This is a genomic window from Bradyrhizobium sp. USDA 4538 (genome assembly GCF_024171045.1).
Lineage (GTDB): Bacteria > Pseudomonadota > Alphaproteobacteria > Rhizobiales > Xanthobacteraceae > Bradyrhizobium > Bradyrhizobium australafricanum.
In genome coordinates this window covers 5851338-5870215 of record NZ_JALJZE010000001.1, presented here as the reverse complement: position 1 = coordinate 5870215, position 18878 = coordinate 5851338, and the positions used below count along the sequence as shown (strand labels likewise).

Here is an 18878-nt window from a genome sequence, read left to right as displayed (position 1 = left end):
ACCTTCACAGTTACGGGTTGTTTTCCTTCCCGAAGGGCAGAAACGAGACGGGCCCGCGGGGCTGAGGAGACGCTAGATGTCAATTGGAACGATCATTCTCATCATCCTGGTCATTGCGCTGCTTGGCGGCTTCAGCGGCATCGGCGGCGGACCGTTTTACGGTACCGGCTATTACGGCGGCGGCGGGCTCGGCCTGGTCGTCGTGATCCTGCTGATCCTGCTCCTGATGGGACGACTGTAGCCCTTGGTAGCGTTGCGTCCTGCCGATATCGACGACCAGCATCACCCGCGCAAGCGGGTGGTGCTTCGTTGGACGGCGCTTACTTGGCCGCGAGCTTCTTCATCGCCGACTTGATCGACGACGCCGCATCCTCGTAGCCATCCCAGGCCTTCGTCTTCGCGAGCAAGGCCGGCACGGTGCGTAGCGTGAATTTCTTCGGATCGAGATCACCGCGCAACTGCGGCCAGGTCAGCGGCATCGACACCGTCGCCCCCGGCCGCGCCCGCGGCGACAACACCGCGACCGCCGTCGACATCCTGTCGTTGCGCAAATAGTCGAGGAAGATCTTTCCCGTGCGCTTGGCCTTGGACATGTTGATCAGATAGCGCTCGGGATCGTCCTGCGCCATCCACTGGCAGACCGCCTGCGCGAACGCCTTGGCCTCCTTCCACGTCACCTTGTCCCTGCTGCCTGCGAGCAGCGGTGTGACGACGTGCAGCCCCTTGCCGCCGGTGGTCTTGCAGAAGCTTTCGAGGCCGACCGCGGTCAGCCGTTGCCGCATGTCCTTGGCGGCGTCGATCACGTCGGTGAATGCGACATCGGGCGCAGGATCGAGATCGAACACCAGCCGGCCCGGCGTGTCATAGGCATCAGGCGCGCAATTCCAGGGATGCAGCTCGAGGCCGCCGAGCTGCGCGACCGCCGCCAGGCCCTCGATCCGGTCGATCTGCAAATAGGGTTTACGGTCGCCCGAGACCTTCGCAAGCTTGAGCAGCTTCGATGTGCCGGCCATCGCATGACGCTGGAAGAAGGTCTCGCCCTTGATGCCGTCGGGCGCACGCACGATCGAGCACGGCCGGCCCTTGAGATAGGAGATCATCCATTCGCCGACCGCCTCGAAATAATTGGCGAGGTCGAGCTTGGTGACCGGCTCGCCATCGCCCGCATCGGGCCACAGCGCCTTGTCCGGGTGCGAGATGACGACACCCATCACCTCGCTGGACGCCTTCCCGGTGCCCTTCTTCGCGACGCCCTCGGCCATCGGCTTCACCACTTTGGTTACTACCGGCCGCTCGGCCTCGACCTCGTGCGCCGGCTTGTCCTGGCGCAGGCCCTTGAAGGCGGCCTGGCGGATATTGCCGGCGTCGGTCCAGCCGGCGAACTCGATCTCGGCGACCAGCTCCGGCTTGAGCCAGTGCACGTCGCGGGTCTTCTTCGGCGCGTCCTTGCCACCGAACGGACTCTTGTCCGCCTCCGCCGCCTTCAGCGCCGGCATGATGCGGCGGACCGTGTCCTGGCCGAAGCCGGTGCCGATGATGCCGACAAAAGCCAGATGATCGCCGCGATAGACGCCCGCCATCAGCGAGCGAAATTTGCCATTGGTGGTCTTCCAGCCGCCGAGCACCACCTCATGGCCGGCGCGGATTTTTGCCTTGGTCCAGTCGTCGGAGCGGCTGGAATGGTAGGCACCGTCGAGCCGTTTGGAGACGATGCCTTCGAGGCCGAGCTTGCGCGCGGATTCCAGCACCGCCTCGCCGCGCTGCTCGAAATGTTCGACATAGCGGATCAGGTGGTTCTTGCCCTTGCGCGCCGCGAGCAATTGCTTCAACCGCGTCTTGCGCTCGGCGAGCGGCAGCGGGCGCAGGTCCTCGGTGCCGGCGAACAGCAGGTCGAACGCGTAGAAGATCAGCCGATCCGTCTTGCCGTCGGAGAGCGCGGCCTGCAGCGTCGAAAAATGCGGCGTGCCGTTCTTGTCGAGCGCGACGATCTCGCCATCGATCAGCGCGTCGGGCAGCTTCTCCGCCTCCTTCACGATCGCGCCGAACTTGGCGGTCCAGTCGAGCCCCTTGCGCGTCTTCAGCACGGCCTCGCCGTCTTCGACACGCAACTGTACGCGGTAGCCGTCGAACTTGATCTCGTGGCACCAGCCCGTTCCGTTGGGTGGAGACTCCACCGCGGCGCAGAGCTGCGGCGCGACGAAATCGGGCATCTCCGATACCTGCTTCGGTTTCGCCTGCCGCGCCACTTTCAGCCGCTCCTTGGGCGCCGGCGCCTTGGTCCTGGCGCGCGCGTCCGCAGCCATGCCATGGTTGGACTGCCAGACCGCGTCCGCTTTGGCCTTGCCGTTGCCCTTGGCCAGCATGAACGGCTTCGGCGCCCGGCCCTTGCCGGCCGCGATCTGCGCCATCGAGCGTCCGGAGGCGACCGAACGGTCCTCGTCGAGGATCTCCTCGCCGTTGCCGTCAACGGCATATTCGTCGCGGTGCTTGATCAGGAGCCAGTTGGTGCGCTTGCCGCCAAAGCGGTCGCCCTTCATCCGCACCAGCACCCAGCTGCCGTGCAGCTTGTCGCCCTCAAGCGTGAACTTCAGGTCGCCCTTCTTGAAGCCGCGCTCGGGATCGTCCGATTCCCAGGTGCCGCGATCCCACAGCTGCACGGTGCCGCCGCCGTACTGGCCTTCGGGAATGGTGCCTTCGAAATCGCCATAGTCGAGCGGATGATCCTCGACCTCGACCGCCAGCCGCTTGTCATGCGGATCGAGCGATGGCCCGCGCGTCACCGCCCAGGACTTGAAGACGCCGTCGAATTCGAGCCGCAGATCGTAATGCAACCGCGTCGCGTCGTGCTTCTGGATGACGAAGCGCCGCTGCTTGCTGGGTGCGACCTTGACGTCGCCCGACGGCTCGCTGGTCTTCTCGAAGTCGCGCTTCTTGCGATAGGTGGACAGGTTTCTCAGCGACACAACAAACCTCGGCAAACCCTCGGCGCAAACGACGGCCGCCGCCTCCGTGCGGCCATCAGGAACCAAAACCCACGGTATCCGTTCAAGTTCCAAACTCAAGCTGTTTGGAGGCGATCATGGCCGCTCCCCGCGCCTACTGGAAAGGCACGCTCAAGCTCTCGCTGGTGTCATGCCCGGTGGCGCTCTACCCGGCCTCGACCGCGGTCGAGAAGACCCGCTTCCACATGATCAACCGGGAGACCGGCAACCGGCTGAAGCAGCAGATGGTCGATACCGAGACCGGCGACGTTGTCGAGGGCGATCAGAAGGGCCGCGGCTACGAGGTCAGCAAGGGCAAATATGTCGAGATCGAGAGGGACGAGCTCGAAGCGGTCCAGATCGAGAGCAACCATACCATCGACATCGACAGCTTCGTGCCTGAGGGCGAGATCGACAAGCGCTATCTCGACCACCCCTATTACATCAGGCCCGACGGCAAGGCCGGCGTCGACGCGTTCGCGGTGATTCGCGACGCCATGAAGGATCAGGACCGCGTCGCGCTGGCGCGGATCGTGCTGACCAACCGCGAGCATGTGATCGCGATCGAGCCGCTCGACAAGGGTATGCTCGGCACCACCTTGCGCTACCCCTACGAGCTGCGCGACGCCGACGATTATTTCGACGACATCAGGAGCCCGAAGGTCACGAAAGACATGATCGAGCTCGCCGGCCATATCCTCGACAGCAAGGCCGCGCATTTCGATCCGTCGAAATTCAAGGACGAGTATGAGACCGCGCTGAAGGCCCTGGTCCGCCGCAAGGCGGCCGGCAAGCCGATCAAGGCCGCCGAGCGCGAGGAGAAGCCAAGCAACGTCGTGAGCCTGATGGACGCGCTGCAGCAGAGCCTCAAGGGCGGCAAGAGCGGCGCAACGCGCTCGCGCTCCACCGCGCGCCGCCCGACCTCGCATCGCCGCGCCGCCAAGAAGGCGCACCGGTCAAGCGCGCGGCGACGCAAGGCGGGGTGAGGCAAATTCCACTCGTCATGCCCGGGCTTGACCCGGGCATCCATCGACTTGGTCAGAACGACGTGGATGGCCGGGTCAAGCCCGGCCATGACGAAGCAGGCGGCCTGGCCCTACTTCTTCTTCGAGCTCTTCCGCTTCTTGGCTGTCTTGCGCTTCTTCGCCGTCTTCTTCTTGGACGACTTCTTCGGCACCTTCCTGCCCTTGGCGCGCGCCTCGGACAGGCCGATCGCGATCGCCTGCTTGCGGCTCTTCACCTTCTTCTTGGAGCGGCCGCTGCGCAGCGTGCCGGCCTTGCGTTTCTTCATCGCGCGCTCGACATCGCCCGATGCCTTCCGCGAATATTTCCTTGCCATGGCTTGTCTCCCGCTAACGGAAAACAAGCCTCGATGGCAGCGAAAGTTCCGTTTGGTGTCGTCGGGCGACGGCACCAACGTAGCCCGCATGAGCGCAGCGACATGCGGGAGGTGCCCCGGATATCGCTTCGCTCATCCGGGCTACATGTTAGTCCGCCGCGCGCAGCCGATAGCCGATGCCGGTCTCGGTCAGCACGAATTGCGGACGCTCCGGGTCGGCCTCGATCTTCTGGCGTAGCTGGCGCACATAGACGCGCAGATATTGCGCGTCGGTCAGCTCGTCCCACAATTCCTTCAAGAGGAAGCGGTGGGTCAGCACCTTGCCGGCATGCTGCACCAGCACGCGCAACAGGTCGTATTCCTTCGGCGACAGCTTGATCTCCCTGTCGCCGACCTTGACGATCCGGCGCACCAGATCGACTGAAAGATCGCCGGAGCGAAACACCGGCCGCTCACCCTGCACCTGCAACTGGTGCCGCAGCGCCGCGCGCAGCCGCGCCAGCAATTCGTCCATGCCGAACGGCTTGGTCAGATAGTCGTCGGCGCCGAGGTCGAGCGCCTGCACCTTGCCGGCCTCGTCGCCGCGGCTCGACAGCACCACGATCGGCACGCTCTCGTTGCGGCCGCGGATCATGCGCAAGAGATCGTGGCCCTGGATGTCGGGCAATCCGAGGTCGAGGATGATCAGCGCCGGCCCCTCGGCCAGCATCTCCAGCGCCAGCTTGCCGTTGGATGCCTCGAGAATGTCGTAGCCCTGCGTGCTCAGCCCCATCCGCAGCAGCTTGCGGATCGGCGGCTCGTCGTCGATGACCAGGACCTTGATCGGCGTGGCGTTCATGCAGCAGTGTCCAGCGCGTTGGTGTCGGCGGGGATCGGCAGGCGGATCGTAATAACGGCGCCGCTGCGGTCGGCGCGGTTGGCCGCCGCGATCGTGCCGCGCATCGCCTCGACGAAGCCGCGCGAGATCGCAAGCCCGAGGCCGGTGCCGGGGCGGACATGGTCGCCCTTCTCGGCGCGATAGAATTTGTCGAACACGCTTTCGAGCTCGGCCGCGGGAATCCCGTTGCCTTCATCGAGGATCTGCAGCGCGATGGTGTCGCGGTCGCGCGCGCCGCGGATCGAGATCGTGGTATCCGATGGGGCGTATTTGGCGGCGTTGTCGAGCAGATTGAACAGCACCTGCTCGAACAGCACGGCGTCGAGCTCCAGCATCGGCAGGTCGGCCGCGAGCTCCAGCGACACCCGGTGATGCACCAGGATCTTGCTTGCCCGCCGCAGCGCGCTGCCGACGATCTCGCCGACATCGTGCCGCGCCGTGTTGGGCACGATCGCGCCGGATTCCAGCTTGGTCATGTCGAGCAGATTGGCGATGAACCGATTCAACCGCTCGGACTCGTCGATCACGGTCGCGAGCAGATCGTGCTTCTGGGCATCGCTCAGGTTGGCGCCGAGGTCGCGCAGCGCCGAGGCCGAGCCGAGCACCGAGGCCAGCGGCGTCTTGAGATCGTGCGAGATCGAGGTCAGGAGCGCGCCGCGCAGCCGGTCGGATTCCACCGTGCGCTTGACGCGATCCATGTCCTCGACCAACAGCACGCGCTCGATCGCCAGCGCGCCCTGGTCGACCAGCGCGTCGAGCAGCCGGCGCTGGTCCGGCGTCAGCAAGGGCCCGGTGCGGTCGTCATCGATGCCGATCACCCCGATCGGGCCGCGGCCGGTGCGCATCGGCAGGAACAGCCGCTTTCCGCCTGGCAGCGTGTCGGAGCCGCGGCCGGCCGGGCGGTCATTGCCCCAGGCCCAGTTGGCGGCGGCGAGATCGGCCTGATCGAGCTGATCCTCCGGCGGATAGCCGCTCTTGACGGTCAGCATGCCGTCCTCCGGCAGCAGCAGCACCACGCGCACCTTGAGCATCAGCGCGATCTGGTAGGCGGTCGCCCACAGCACGTCGTCCAGTGTCGCGGTGCCGGCAAGCTTGCGGCTGAAGGCGTAGAGCGATTCGGTGGTGCGGACGCGGCTGATCGCGGTGTCAGCCTGGGTGCGCACCCGCGCCGCGACGTTGGAGACCAGCAGCGCGATCAGCATGAAGAAGAAGAACGCCGCGACATTGGTCGGGTCAGTGATGGTGAAGGTATAGACCGGCGGCAGGAAGAAGAAATTGTAGCACAGCGAGGCCGCGACGCTCGCCAGCAGCGACGGCCCGAGGCCGTAGCGCGCCGCGGCGCCGACCACGGCGGTGAGGAAGACCAGGTCGACATTCTCGATGCCGAAGAACGGCTGGATCAGCTTGGCCGCGCCGAGCCCGAGCGCCGCCAGCAGCAGCGCCATCAGATAGGGCCGCGGATTGAACGGCTCCTGCCGCTGCGCGGTCTGCACCGCCGCCTTGCCGACCGGCAGCTCGTCGCCGGCGATCACGTTGACGCTGATATTGCCGGCGCGGCGCACCAGATCGTGCACCACGGATCCATGCGTCAGCTCGAACCAGCGCGAGCGCGTCGACTTGCCGATGATGATCTGGGTGACGTTGTTGGCCTGGGCGAAATTGATGATGTCGTCGGCGATGCGGCGGCCGACGCCTGGCAGCGTCAGCGCCTCGCCGCCGAGCGATTCCGCGAGCCGCATGGTGTCGGCCAGCCGATCGCGCTGCTCGTCGGAAAGTTGCAGGCTGCGCCGCGTCTCGATGCTGACCGCGGTCCATTGCGCATGCAGCCGGTCGGCGAGACGCTTGGTGTAGCGCACGAGGCCGGCTGCGCGCGGATCCTCGCTCAGGCACACGAGGATGCGCTCGCCGGCGGCCCAGGGGCCGGCAATCGCATTGGCCTGCATGTGATTGAGCAGCTGCTCGTCGACCCGCTCGGCGGTGCGGCGCAGCGCCAGCTCGCGCAGCGCGGTCAGATTGCCGGGCGAGAAGTAGTGTTCCAGCGCCCGCTCGGCCTGCTTGGGCACGTAGACCTTGCCCTCCTTCAGCCGCTGGATCAGATCGTCGGGCGTCAGGTCGATCAGCTCGATCGCATCGGCACGATCGACCACCGAGTCCGGCACCGTCTCGCGCACCCGCACATGGGTGATCTGCGCGACGACGTCGTTGAGGCTCTCGATGTGCTGGATGTTGATCGCGGTATAGACGTCGATGCCGTGCGACAGCAGCTCCTCGACGTCGAGATAGCGCTTGGGATGCCGGCTGCCCGGCGCGTTGGTATGGGCGAGTTCGTCGACCAGCGCGAGCTGCGGCCGCCGCGCGATCAATGCATCGAGGTCCATCTCTTCGAGCGTCTGGTCGCGATAGGTCAGCCGCTTCCGCGGCAGCACCTCGAGACCCCTGAGCAGCGTCTCGGTCTCGACCCGGCCGTGGGTTTCGACGACGCCGACCACGACGTCGACGCCCGCCTTGAGGCGGGCGTGAGCGCTCGAGAGCATCTCGTAGGTCTTGCCGACGCCGGGGGCGGCGCCGATGAATATCTTCAGCCGCCCCGATCGATCGGTCTCCCGACGCGCCGCCTCCAGCAGCGCATCCGGCGAGGGTCGTTTATCAGGGTCGCGCTGATTGGCCATACCGCAATATAGTCATCCTGCGAGGGGCAGCCTACTCCCCTATTTCGGCTTTGCCGCGTCGAGCGCCAGGTTGAGCGCAAGAACGTTAACACGGGGCTCGCCGATCACGCCGGCGAAGCGGCCCTGCGTGTTCTGCGTCACTAGCTCGCGCACCGCGTCCTCGGACATGCTGCGCGCCTTGGCGACCCGCGGCACCTGGAACAGCGCGGCGTCCGGCGAGATGTCCGGATCGAGCCCACTGCCCGACGTGGTCACAAGATCGACCGGCACGCTGGCGGACGGGTTCTCCGCCTTCAGCTTCTCGACATCCTCCTTGACCCGGTCGTTCAGCGCTTTGCTGGTCGGGCCGAGGTTGGAGCCGCCGGAATTGGCCGCGTTGTAGGGCGACGGCACGGTCTTCGTGGAATCGTTCGGATCGGGCGCGACCGTCGCCGACGGCCGGCCATGGAAATATTTGTCCTCCTTGAACTCCTGCCCGATCAGGGCGGAGCCGATCACCTTGCCGTCCTGCTCGATCAGGCTGCCTTGCGCCTGCCGCGGGAAGATGACGCCGGCGATGCCGGTGATGGCGAGAGGATAGGCAAGGCCCGTGATCGCGGTCAGCAGGACCAGCACGAGGATGGCGGGGCGGATTTCTTTCAACATGACTGGTCTCCTAAATCTCTTTCGTCATTGCGAGCGAAGCGAAGCAATCCATGGATCGGCATAACGGATGGATGGATTGCTTCGTCGCTTCGCTCCTCGCAATGACGTTGTGGTTAAGCCAGGCCCAAGGCGGCGACGACGAGGTCGATCGCCTTGATGCCGATGAACGGGATGATGATGCCGCCTAAGCCATAGATCATCAGGTTGCGGCCGAGCAGCGCGCCGGCACCGACCGCGCGATACTTGACGCCCTTCAGCGCCAAGGGAATCAGCGCGATGATGATCAGCGCGTTGAAGATGATCGCCGACAGGATCGCGCTCTGCGGGCTCGCCAGGTGCATCACGTTCAGCACCTGAAGCTGCGGATAGAACGCGAGGAACATCGCCGGGATGATCGCAAAGTACTTCGCGACGTCGTTGGCGATCGAGAACGTGGTCAGCGCGCCGCGGGTCATCAGCAGTTGCTTGCCGATCTCGACCACCTCGATCAGCTTGGTCGGGTTGGAATCGAGGTCGACCATGTTGCCGGCCTCGCGGGCGGCCTGCGTGCCGGTGTTCATGGCGACGCCGACATCGGCCTGAGCGAGCGCCGGCGCATCGTTGGTGCCGTCGCCGCACATCGCGACCAGCTTGCCCTTGGACTGCTCGTCGCGGATCAGCTTGAGCTTGTCCTCGGGGGTTGCCTGCGCCAGGAAGTCGTCGACGCCGGCCTCGGCCGCGATCGCGGCCGCGGTCATCGGATTGTCGCCGGTGATCATCACGGTGCGGATGCCCATGCGGCGCAGTTCGGCAAAGCGCTCGCGGATGCCGCCCTTGACGATGTCCTTGAGATGCACGACGCCGAGCAGCTTGCCGTCCTTGGCGACGGCCAGCGGCGTGCCGCCGGCCTTGGCGATCTCGTCGGCGATCGACTGGATCTCGCGCGCTTCGGCGCTCATCGTCGCCGCGACCGCGCGGACGGTGTTGCCCGAGGCGACGGTGCGGGGCGAGCCGCCGTCGACATAGGCGAGGATGGCGTCGACCGCGCCCTTGCGGACCGACGAGGAGCCTGCATCGATGCCGCTCATGCGGGTCTGCGCGGTGAACGGCACGAAGGTCGCGGCCAGCTCATGCATGTCACGGCCGCGGATGCCGTATTTCTCCTTGGCGAGCACCACGATCGAGCGGCCTTCCGGCGTCTCGTCGGCCAGCGAGGCAAGCTGCGCTGCGTCGGCGAGGTCCTGCTCGGCGACGCCGCGGATCGGACGGAATGCGGTCGCCTGGCGGTTGCCGAGCGTGATGGTGCCGGTCTTGTCCAGCAGCAGCGTATCGACGTCGCCGGCAGCCTCCACCGCGCGGCCGGACATCGCCAGCACGTTGAAGCGCACCAGGCGATCCATGCCGGCGATCCCGATCGCCGACAGCAGCGCCCCGATCGTGGTCGGGATCAGCGTCACGAACAGCGCCACCAGCACCACGACCGAGATCGAGCCGCCGGCATAGGCCGCATAGCTCGGGATCGTCACCGTCGCGAACACGAAGATGATGGTGAGGCCGGCCAGCAGGATGTTGAGCGCGATCTCGTTCGGCGTCTTCTGCCGCTCGGCGCCCTCCACCAGCCTGATCATGCGGTCGATGAAGGTCGAGCCCTGGGCTGCGGTGATGCGGACGCGGATCCAGTCCGACAGCACCTGGGTGCCGCCGGTGACCGCGGAACGGTCGCCGCCGGACTCGCGGATCACAGGCGCGGATTCACCCGTGATCGCGGCTTCATTGACCGAGGCCACGCCTTCGATCACCTCGCCGTCGGACGGGATGTTGTCGCCGGCCTCGACCAGCACGACGTCGCCGACCTTCAGCGAGGTGCCGGGCACCATGCGATAGGTCCGGTCGGTGCCGGTGAGCAGCTTGGCCTGGCTCTCGGTGCGGGTCTTTTTCAGCGATTCCGCCTGCGCCTTGCCGCGGCCTTCGGCAACGGCCTCGGCGAAGTTGGCGAACAGCACCGTGAACCAGAGCCAGAGGATAATCTGGAAGGTGAAGCCGAGATTGGCGCTGCCGGTGACGAGGTCGCGGACGAAGATCACCGTGGTCAACGCGGCCACGACCTCGACCACGAACATCACGGGGTTCTTCGCCATCAGGCGGGGATCGAGCTTGACGAAGGCCGAGCGGATCGCCGGCACCAGGATCTTCGGGTCGAACATGGTCGACGCCGTCACCTGCTTTTGCAGTCTTGTGGTTTCCATGGTTGTCACTCCGGACAATTCGATCAGAACAGGGTGTTGGCGTTCATGGCGAGGTGCTCGACGATCGGCCCGAGCGCCAGCGCCGGGAAGAAGGTGAGACCGCCGATGATCAGGATCACGCCGATGACGAGGCCGACGAACAACCCGCCGGTGGTCGGGAAGGTGCCCGCCGAGGCCGGGATCGACTTCTTCTCGACCAGCGAACCTGCAATGGCCATCGCCGGCACGATCATGAAGAAGCGGCCGACGAACATCGCGGAGGCGAGCGTCAGATTGTAGAACAGGGTGTTGCCGGTGAGGCCCGCGAAGGCCGAGCCGTTGTTGCCGGTCGCCGAGGTGAACGCGTACAGCACCTCGGTGAAGCCGTGCGGGCCGGAGTTCGCCATCGAGGCCACCGCCGACGGCAGTACCACGCCGACCGCGGTCCAGCCGAGATACATCAGCGGCAGCACCAGGATCGCGAGCATCGCCATCTTGACCTCGCGCGCCTCGATCTTCTTGCCGACATATTCCGGAGTGCGGCCGACCATCAGGCCGGCGACGAAGATCGCCAGCACGACGAACAGCAGCATGCCGTAGAAGCCGGCGCCGACGCCGCCGATGATGACCTCGCCGAGCTGCATGTTGATCAGCGGGATCATGCCGCCAAGCGCTGTGAAGCTGTCGTGCATGGCGTTGACCGCACCGCAGGAGGCGGCAGTCGTGACGACGGCGAACAGCGAGGACGCGACGATGCCGAAGCGGACCTCCTTGCCCTCCATGTTGCCGCCGGAAAGGCCGAGCGCGTGCAGCGCCGAGGTGCCGTTGGCTTCCGCCCAGTAGGTGACGGTGACGCCGGCGACGAACAGGATGCCCATCACGGCGAAGATCACCCAGCCCTGGCGCTCGTTGCCGACCATGCGGCCGAACACGTTGGTCATCGCGGCACCGAGCGCGAAGATCGAGACCATCTGCACGAGGTTCGACAGCGCGGTCGGGTTCTCGAACGGATGCGCGGCGTTGGCGTTGAAGAAGCCGCCGCCATTGGTGCCGAGCATCTTGATCGCAACCTGCGAGGCCACCGGCCCGAGCGCGATGGTCTGCTTGCCGCCCTCCAGCGTGGTGGCGTCGACATAGGCGCCGAGCGTCTGCGGCATGCCCTGCCAGACCAGGAACAGCGCGTAGACGACGCAGATCGGCAGCAGCACGTAGAGCGTGCAGCGCGTGACATCGACCCAGAAATTGCCGACGGTGCGCATCGACGAGCGGGTGAAGCCGCGGATCAGCGCCATCGCCAGCGCGATGCCGGTCGCCGCCGACAGGAAGTTCTGATGGGTCAGGCCGACCATCTGGACCAGATAGGACAGCGTGCTCTCGCCGCCGTAGTTCTGCCAGTTGGTGTTGGTGATGAAGGAGATCGCGGTGTTGAAGGAGAGGTCCTCGGCGACCGCCGATTGCCCGGCCGGATTGAACGGCAGCACCGCCTGCAGCCGCATCAGGCCGTAGATGATGGTGAAGCCGCCGACATGGAACAGCAGCATAGCGACCGTATAGGTCAGCCAGTGCTGCTCGCGCCGCTCGTCGACGCCGCCGACCCAGTAGATGCCGCGCTCGACCGGGCGCAGCACGGGCGACAGGAAGGTGCGCTCGCCGTTGAACACGCGGGTCATGTACCAGCCGAGCGGTTTGACCAGCGCGGCAACGATCGCGCAGAATAGAATAATTTGAATCCAGCCGATGACGGTCATTGCGTCAAACCTTTCGAATGGGGGCGAAGCGCAGCATCGACGCGAACAAGCCGAGCAACAGCCCGGTCAACATCGCGTCGGCTAACAGAATTGTGCAAAGCGCTGACATCGCGGGCCGCCTAGAAGCGTTCGGGCCGCAGCAATGCGTAAGTGAGGTAGAACAGCAGGCCGAGCGAGACGAGGCCGGCGAGCGAGTAATCGAAGATCATCGCCGCCTCCGTTACAGCCGTTCGCAGGCGTAGGCGTAGCCGATGCCGGCCGCGAAGAAGCCGATCGCAAGCGCCGCCATGAGAATGTCCATCATGTGAGACTCCTATGCATCCGAGAGGCGCGGGACGACCGTATAAGGGCTCCGCGCCGGATGGCCGTGAGGTGCCATCCGGGGCATAGGTTTTCGAGAGGTGGCGAATAAGGACGTTATAGGAATCCTATAAGTGCCACGAGCTGCGCAGCCGTCGTCCCGGCGAAGACCGGGACCCATAACCACAGGGCCGAGTTTTGCGATGGCTGGGGCCCCAACCTCATCTCACAAGCAGCTTCGGTAGTAATGGGTCCTGGCTTTCGCCAGCACGACAGCTTGGTCTTTATGGAATCCCTATATCTCCGTCCCCCGCCTCATCTCGTTTTCAAATGGCACTCCGGCCATTTTGAGCGTGCGGCCAATGCCTTGAGCTTGGATTTCTTGGGCCGCGCAAGACGAGATGACGCCATGTCAGAGCTTTCCCAAAACACCTCCATCGATCTCGGCGACCGGCTGCGCGACGCCTATGCGGTGACAGCCGAATTCATGGCCGACATCATCAGCCAGACCTGCCGGCGCTTTCCCTCGGTCGGACAGAGCGGCAAGACCCGCCGTGTCGAGCGGCTGATCCAGTCGGGCGCCTGGACCGACGCCGCGATCGCGCTGCTCGATCTGGAACTGCCGCAATGGCAGATCCGCCGCCTGGTCTATGACGAGGGCGAGTGGCACTGTGCGTTGTCGCGCGAACGCGAGCTGCCGGACTGGCTCGACCAGTCGATCGAGACCCACCACACCGATCTTGCACTCGCGATCCTCAGCGCCTTCGTGGAGGCGCAGCGCATCTCGACCCCCGATAGCCGAACCAGCGTGCCGACCGTCCGTCGCGACACGCGCGCGCTGTACGAGCCGCTGTTCGTCGACAATATCGGCTGACGGCGGCGCGGCCGTGGACACCAAACAACTGCCGCGGCAGCTGCAGTCGGTCCAGGTCATGGTCCGGTTCGGCTTCCGGCTTGCCATCATGATCGGCTTTGCCGTGTTCGCCGGCGCCGGCTTCGGCAAGGGCTTCGTCACGCTGTTGTGGATGTCGGCCGTGATCTGCGCCTTCGCCGGGATCGCCAAGCGCGAAATGCCGTTTGCCGCAAACCTCAATCACTGGGACGAGATGACCGCCTATGTCGCGCTGTGCGCGCTCGGCACCGGCATCGTCCAGCGCCTCTAGACCATCCCCACAAATCCTATGCCGCTCCTATGAAGTCGGTCGTCCTTCGCGCTCGATTTCATATCCCGCAAATCAGACATTGATCGCGTGACCGTGACTGAAGCGTCTTCGAGCGAGCCCGATACCGGTTCGCGCGAGGAAAACGCGTCAGAAACAAAAAGAAGGACCACCACCGTGAAACTCGTCGAACCTCCCTCGTGTAGCGCCGCGTCCACCGTCGTCTTCATCGGCCGCAACCATCGCGGCCAGTGGGTCGCCCAGCAACAGAACGGCCTCTATGGCGGCCTGTTCGTCAACCGCGCCCAGGCCGTCAAATACGCGCTGTTCGAAAACGGCCAGCATCCTGAAATGATCGTCGAGCTGTCGCGTGAGATCGAGCTCGATATGCGCGGCGAGACCGCGAGCTTCCCCGCAATCCGCGTGGCGTGAGCCACCCATGACCTGGCAAACGGCTGCGAAAGCCCACACGGCCGGATGGCTGTCGGGCTTCATCCCCGATCTTCCGACCCCCTTCAACCATCGGAGCGAGATCGACGCGGACGCGTTCGGCCGGCTGTGCGAGCGCCAGATCGCGGCCGGCGCCACCGCGCTGGTGGTCGGCGAGACCGCAGGTGAAAGCGCGACGCTGGAGCCCGCGGAACGTGCGCAGCTGGTCCGGATCGCGGCCGGCGTCGCGCGCAAGCGGGTTCGCATCATTGCCGGCGCCGGATCGAACGCGACCGATCGCGCCGTCACATTCACCCGGGCCGCGGAAGCGGCCGGCGCCGACGCCGTCATGTCGGTCGTACCCTATTACAACAAGCCGATGCCACGGGGCACGGCGGCGCATTTCCACGCGGTCGCCGCGGCCACCACGCTGCCTGTCATCCTGCACGACATTCCGTCGCGCACGGTGAAGGGCCTTGCCGACGAGACCCTGCTCGAGCTCGCCGCATCGCCACGCTTCGTGGGTTTGCGCGACGGCAGCGGTGACGTTGCCCGGCTGGCGCGCCTGCGCTCACGCCTGCCGGCGACGTTCCGGATGCTGACCGGCGACGACGCCTCCTCGCTGGCCTGGCTCGCCGCCGGTGGCGATGGCTGCATCTCGGTCGTGACGAACGTCGCGCCCGATCTGTACGTGGCCGTTCACAGGCATTTCCGCGAGGGACGGTTGTATCAGGCGCGGGAGTTGCACCAGCGGCTGGTGCCGCTTGCGACCTTGCTGGAGCGCGAGCATCCCGCCGCATTGAAGTTCGCGCTGGCGCTTCTGGGATTCATGCCGCCGACGACGCGGCTGCCGATCGTGCAATTGAACGGATCGGCAAAGGCCGAGGTCTCGCAGGCGATGGCTGAGCTTGCCGACGAGTACCTCGCAGCCGCGCATTGAGATTTGCCGACCCGACATGACCCATCGCAATGCACAATGCGATCAGCACACGGTGCCCGTGACACGGCGCCAACTTGAGGTTCCGAAACGGCGCCCCATATCCACGGCAAGGGAGTGCTTGCCGTGCACACCACCTTCAAGGCGGCCCTCGTTGTTGCGACCGTCCTGGTCGCTCTGGTTATCTCCATCCGTCCCGGTCCGGCCGCGGACAACAGCCATCTTGCCCTGACCATTTCAATCGACGGGGCAATCGGGCCGGCAGCGGCCAGCTACGTCAAGGACGGCCTGGCCAAGGCCGCCGAGCGCCACGCCGAGGTTGTTATCCTGCGTTTGAATACGCCGGGCGGCCTCAGCACCAGCATGCGTGAGATCATCGCCGACGTGCTGGCCTCGCCCGTTCCCGTGGTCGGCTACGTTGCGCCATCCGGCGCCCATGCCGCGAGCGCCGGGACCTATATCCTCTATGCGACCCATCTCGCGGCCATGGCGCCCGGCACCAATATCGGCGCCGCGACGCCGGTGCAGATCGGCGGCCCGATACCGGGGCTGCCGGGCAGCACTCCGGACAAGGGCGGCAAGGACCAGAAGGACGGCGGCCATCCGTCCGAAACCAAGGATGCCATGACGGCGAAGGTGACGAATGATGCCGTTGCCTTCATCCGCAGCCTCGCCGAATTGCGTGGCCGCAATGCCGACTGGGCCGAGAAGGCGGTCCGCGATGCCGCCACCCTCTCCGCCAACGCCGCGCTGCAGGCCAACGTCATTGATCTCACCGCGCGCGACCCGGCCGACCTGCTCAGGCAGGTCGATGGCCGGACCATCGAGCTTCCCGGCGGCAAGACGCAACGCCTGGCGACAAGGGACACCGCGATCGAGGCCATCGATCCCACCTGGATCGCGCGCGCGCTTGCGGTCATCACCGACCCCAACATCGCATTCATTCTCCTGATGGTCGGCATCTACGGCCTGATCTTCGAGTTCATGTCGCCCGGTGCCGTGGCGCCCGGGGTTGTCGGGACGATCTGCCTGCTGCTCGGTCTGTACGCACTCAACATGCTGCCGATCAACTACGCGGGCTTCGCCCTGATGCTGGTCGGGATCGCGCTGCTCGCAATCGAAGCCTTCAACCCGACCGTCGTGATCGGCCTCGGAGGAATAGTCGCCTTCGTGCTTGGAGCAGCCATGCTGTTTCGGATCGAGGCGCCCGGTTACCGGCTGTCATGGCCGGTCATCGGCATCGTCGCCGCGATGTTCACCGGACTCATTCTCGTCGTGCTCGGCGCGCTCCGCCGCGCGCGCAAGGGCCCGGTGCGGATCGGTGCGCAAGCCATGCGCGGGCTATCGGCCGAGGTGCTCGACTGGTCGGAGACCACGGGTCACGTCTTCACCAACGGCGAACGCTGGCAAGCGCGCAGCACCGAGACATTCACGGCGGGAGACACGGTCGAGGTCGCCAACATCATCGATTTGACGCTGGTGGTACGGCGCACGCCGGCCTCCCCCGGCGAAGGAGGTACAGCATGATGCTTGATTATTTCACCTATGCGGCGATCGCGCTGCTGATCATCGTATTCCTGACCCAGGCCGTGCGCGTGCTGCGCGAATACGAGCGCGGCGTCATCTTCACGCTCGGCCGTTTCACCGGGGTGAAGGGCCCGGGGCTCATCATCCTGATTCCGGTGGTGCAGCAGCTGGTGAAGGTCGATCTCAGGGTGGTGGTGCAGGTGGTGCCGCCACAGGACGTGATTTCGCGCGACAACGTCTCGGTCAAGGTCAACGCCGTGCTCTACTTCCGCATCGTCGATCCCGAGCGCGCCATCATCAAGGTCAGCGACTACATGGCTGCGACCAGCCAGCTTGCGCAGACCACGCTACGTTCGGTGCTCGGCAAGCACGAGCTCGACGAGATGCTGGCGGAACGCGACAAGCTGAACGCCGATATCCAGGAGACCCTCGACAGACAGACCGACGTCTGGGGCATCAAGGTCACCGGGGTCGAGATCAAGGATATCGATCTCAATGAGACGATGGTGCGGGCGATCGCCAAGCAGGCCGAGGCGGAGCGGCTGCGGCGCGCCAAGGTGATCAACGCGATGGGCGAGCAGCAGGCCGCCGAGAAGCTGGTCGAGGCCGGCCGGATCCTCGCCCAGGAGCCGCAAGCGATGCAGCTGCGCTACTTCGCGGCGCTGCACGACATTGCCGGCGAGCGCTCCTCGACCGTGGTCTTCCCGCTGCCGATGAACCTTCTCGATCACCTGGCGCCGCGACGTGAAGCGACGTGAACTGGCTTGGGAGCAGAAACGACGGTCGCTCAAGGTCGGCGCGCTCGGGATCGTGGGTCCCGTAGGCGCCGCGGCCTCTCCACGTCATTGTGAGCGAAGCGAAGCAATCCATCGCACCACATGCGGAGATATGGATTGCTTCGTCGCTATGCTCCTCGCAATGACGCGGATGGGTTCGGGGCCTTAACTCCCGGGATGCTTGGCCCGCCACGCTGGTCCCGGACCGCGCATGTAGTGCGCCTCGGGCCGGTAGCCACTGATCGGCTCCTCGCCGATCCAGGCGAGGAATGCGAGCAGGCCTTCTGCGGCGCGGCGCGGCAGGGCAGCGATGAACGAAACTGTGCGCATCTCAGTAGTCCCATTTCTCGCCGAGCACGACCGGCGCCCGTGGATATCTCTCGGCGTCGCCGCCGAGCATGCCGACGTTGAGGTTGGTCCGCGCCCAATCCTCGTGGCCGCGATGCAGCAGCAGCTCATTGCGGAGCCGATGAATCTTGGCGGCGGCGATCGCGCGGTGAACAGTCCTGAAGACGAGGCCGATCCGCCTGACGGTTCGCCGCAGCATCAAGGGCATGGCGCCGGCCGAACCGTGCGGCCGGGCATCGTGGTAATGGAGCAAGGTCATGTGCCACCTTCCCGTTTGGCGGCGCGCGCGAGCGCGCCGCATCACGGCAAAAGATGCGGGGAAGGCCGTAGGAATTCGAGAGCAGCCGCGGCCCTGTCACATAGCCGCGGCATAAGCGTCCGGCTGTGGTCCGTGCATCGCGGTCATGCCGCAAATCGCGAGATTTCGGACAATTTTACCCTCGATCAGCGGCGCGAGGGGCAGGTTTACGGTCGGCGGCAAGACCGGTAACCTTGCCTCCCAATGCGACGTGGAGAGTGCCCATGCGGCCCAAGGATCAGATCAACTGGATGCTGTCGGATGCGATCGAGGCGCTCGCCCGCGCCGAACGGCTGCACCAGAGCTTCCTCAATTTGCACCCGCGCGCGGGAAGCACCGAGCCGAGCTGGGAACCGCCGACCGACGTGATCGAGACCGAGGATGAAATCCTGATCCTGGTCGCGTTGCCGGGGGTCGATCCCGACGAGGTCGAGGCCGCGCTCGACGGCGGCACGCTGGTGATCTCCGGCCGCCGCACCCTGCCCCCTGAACTCCGCAACGCCCGCATCCTGCGCCTCGAACTGCCGCAGGGCCGGTTCGAGCGCCGCATCGCGCTCCCGACCGGCCGCTACACGATCAGCCGCTTTGCCGCGCATGGTTGCGTCGGCCTGCGGCTCGGAAAGTCGAGCTAAAGGATTTC

At 65.7% G+C, this 18878-nt stretch carries 19 protein-coding genes; 9 read left to right on the top strand and 10 right to left on the bottom strand.

Annotation, left to right across the window (positions count from 1 at the left end):
* Positions 1-76: 76 nt before the first annotated feature.
* A complete protein-coding gene (locus J2R78_RS26600) occupies positions 77-241 on the top strand; it encodes a DUF3309 family protein (protein ID WP_076823921.1) in 165 nt (54 codons plus the stop codon).
* 79 nt (positions 242-320) lie between these two features.
* Here the strand turns inward: J2R78_RS26600 and ligD are convergent, their stop codons facing one another.
* The gene (gene ligD, locus J2R78_RS26595; protein ID WP_253607422.1) at positions 321-2963 is read right to left on the bottom strand and encodes a DNA ligase D; all 2643 of its coding nucleotides are present in this window, start codon (positions 2961-2963) and stop codon (positions 321-323) included.
* A 116-nt stretch (positions 2964-3079) separates the two neighbouring features.
* On the opposite strand from ligD, the gene J2R78_RS26590 reads away from it, so the two are divergent.
* Positions 3080-3967, top strand: coding sequence for a Ku protein (locus tag J2R78_RS26590; RefSeq protein ID WP_253607421.1), 888 nt, complete (start codon positions 3080-3082; stop codon positions 3965-3967).
* 110 nt (positions 3968-4077) lie between these two features.
* Here the strand turns inward: J2R78_RS26590 and J2R78_RS26585 are convergent, their stop codons facing one another.
* From J2R78_RS26585 to J2R78_RS26555, 7 genes are all read right to left on the bottom strand, one after another.
* On the bottom strand, positions 4078-4320 hold the full coding sequence (locus tag J2R78_RS26585; RefSeq protein WP_225161094.1) for a DUF6496 domain-containing protein: 243 nt from the start codon (positions 4318-4320) through the stop codon (positions 4078-4080).
* Between the two features lie 148 nt (positions 4321-4468).
* A complete protein-coding gene (locus J2R78_RS26580) occupies positions 4469-5158 on the bottom strand; it encodes a response regulator (RefSeq protein WP_028342451.1) in 690 nt (229 codons plus the stop codon).
* On the bottom strand, positions 5155-7866 hold the full coding sequence (locus tag J2R78_RS26575) for a sensor histidine kinase KdpD (protein ID WP_253607419.1): 2712 nt from the start codon (positions 7864-7866) through the stop codon (positions 5155-5157). Before J2R78_RS26575 ends, J2R78_RS26580 begins: the two co-directional genes overlap by 4 nt.
* Before the next feature lie 39 nt (positions 7867-7905).
* Positions 7906-8511, bottom strand: coding sequence for a K(+)-transporting ATPase subunit C (locus J2R78_RS26570; RefSeq protein ID WP_253607417.1), 606 nt, complete (start codon positions 8509-8511; stop codon positions 7906-7908).
* A 113-nt stretch (positions 8512-8624) separates the two neighbouring features.
* On the bottom strand, positions 8625-10736 hold the full coding sequence (gene kdpB / locus J2R78_RS26565; protein ID WP_253607415.1) for a potassium-transporting ATPase subunit KdpB: 2112 nt from the start codon (positions 10734-10736) through the stop codon (positions 8625-8627).
* Between the two features lie 23 nt (positions 10737-10759).
* Positions 10760-12463 carry a potassium-transporting ATPase subunit KdpA gene (gene kdpA / locus J2R78_RS26560; protein WP_253607413.1) on the bottom strand — a complete coding sequence of 568 codons (1704 nt, stop codon included), beginning with the start codon at positions 12461-12463 and terminating at the stop codon, positions 10760-10762.
* 119 nt (positions 12464-12582) lie between these two features.
* Positions 12583-12672 carry a K(+)-transporting ATPase subunit F gene (locus J2R78_RS26555; protein WP_016846764.1) on the bottom strand — a complete coding sequence of 30 codons (90 nt, stop codon included), beginning with the start codon at positions 12670-12672 and terminating at the stop codon, positions 12583-12585.
* 500 nt (positions 12673-13172) lie between these two features.
* Between J2R78_RS26555 and J2R78_RS26550 the strand changes: the two genes are divergently transcribed.
* From J2R78_RS26550 to J2R78_RS26525, 6 genes are all read left to right on the top strand, one after another.
* On the top strand, positions 13173-13637 hold the full coding sequence (locus J2R78_RS26550; RefSeq protein ID WP_253607412.1) for a hypothetical protein: 465 nt from the start codon (positions 13173-13175) through the stop codon (positions 13635-13637).
* A 13-nt stretch (positions 13638-13650) separates the two neighbouring features.
* Positions 13651-13926, top strand: coding sequence for a hypothetical protein (locus J2R78_RS26545; protein ID WP_057014869.1), 276 nt, complete (start codon positions 13651-13653; stop codon positions 13924-13926).
* A gap of 174 nt (positions 13927-14100) precedes the next feature.
* Positions 14101-14355, top strand: a complete 255-nt coding sequence (locus J2R78_RS26540) for a hypothetical protein (protein WP_057015086.1) — start codon at positions 14101-14103, stop codon at positions 14353-14355.
* Between the two features lie 7 nt (positions 14356-14362).
* A complete protein-coding gene (gene dapA / locus J2R78_RS26535; protein WP_253607411.1) occupies positions 14363-15292 on the top strand; it encodes a 4-hydroxy-tetrahydrodipicolinate synthase in 930 nt (309 codons plus the stop codon).
* 114 nt (positions 15293-15406) lie between these two features.
* Entirely contained in the window at positions 15407-16816 is a 1410-nt protein-coding gene (locus J2R78_RS26530) for a nodulation protein NfeD (RefSeq protein WP_225643997.1), read from the top strand.
* On the top strand, positions 16813-17574 hold the full coding sequence (locus J2R78_RS26525) for a slipin family protein (protein ID WP_028332707.1): 762 nt from the start codon (positions 16813-16815) through the stop codon (positions 17572-17574). The genes J2R78_RS26530 and J2R78_RS26525 overlap by 4 nt, the downstream gene beginning before the upstream one ends.
* A gap of 183 nt (positions 17575-17757) precedes the next feature.
* On the opposite strand, the gene J2R78_RS26520 is transcribed toward J2R78_RS26525, so the two are convergent.
* On the bottom strand, positions 17758-17922 hold the full coding sequence (locus J2R78_RS26520) for a hypothetical protein (RefSeq protein WP_199805185.1): 165 nt from the start codon (positions 17920-17922) through the stop codon (positions 17758-17760).
* Between the two features lies 1 nt (position 17923).
* Positions 17924-18199: a hypothetical protein gene (locus tag J2R78_RS26515; protein WP_225164560.1), complete on the bottom strand. Its 276-nt coding sequence runs from the start codon at positions 18197-18199 to the stop codon at positions 17924-17926.
* A 263-nt stretch (positions 18200-18462) separates the two neighbouring features.
* On the opposite strand from J2R78_RS26515, the gene J2R78_RS26510 reads away from it, so the two are divergent.
* Positions 18463-18870: an Hsp20/alpha crystallin family protein gene (locus J2R78_RS26510; RefSeq protein ID WP_028332710.1), complete on the top strand. Its 408-nt coding sequence runs from the start codon at positions 18463-18465 to the stop codon at positions 18868-18870.
* The last annotated feature ends 8 nt before the right edge of the window (positions 18871-18878 follow it).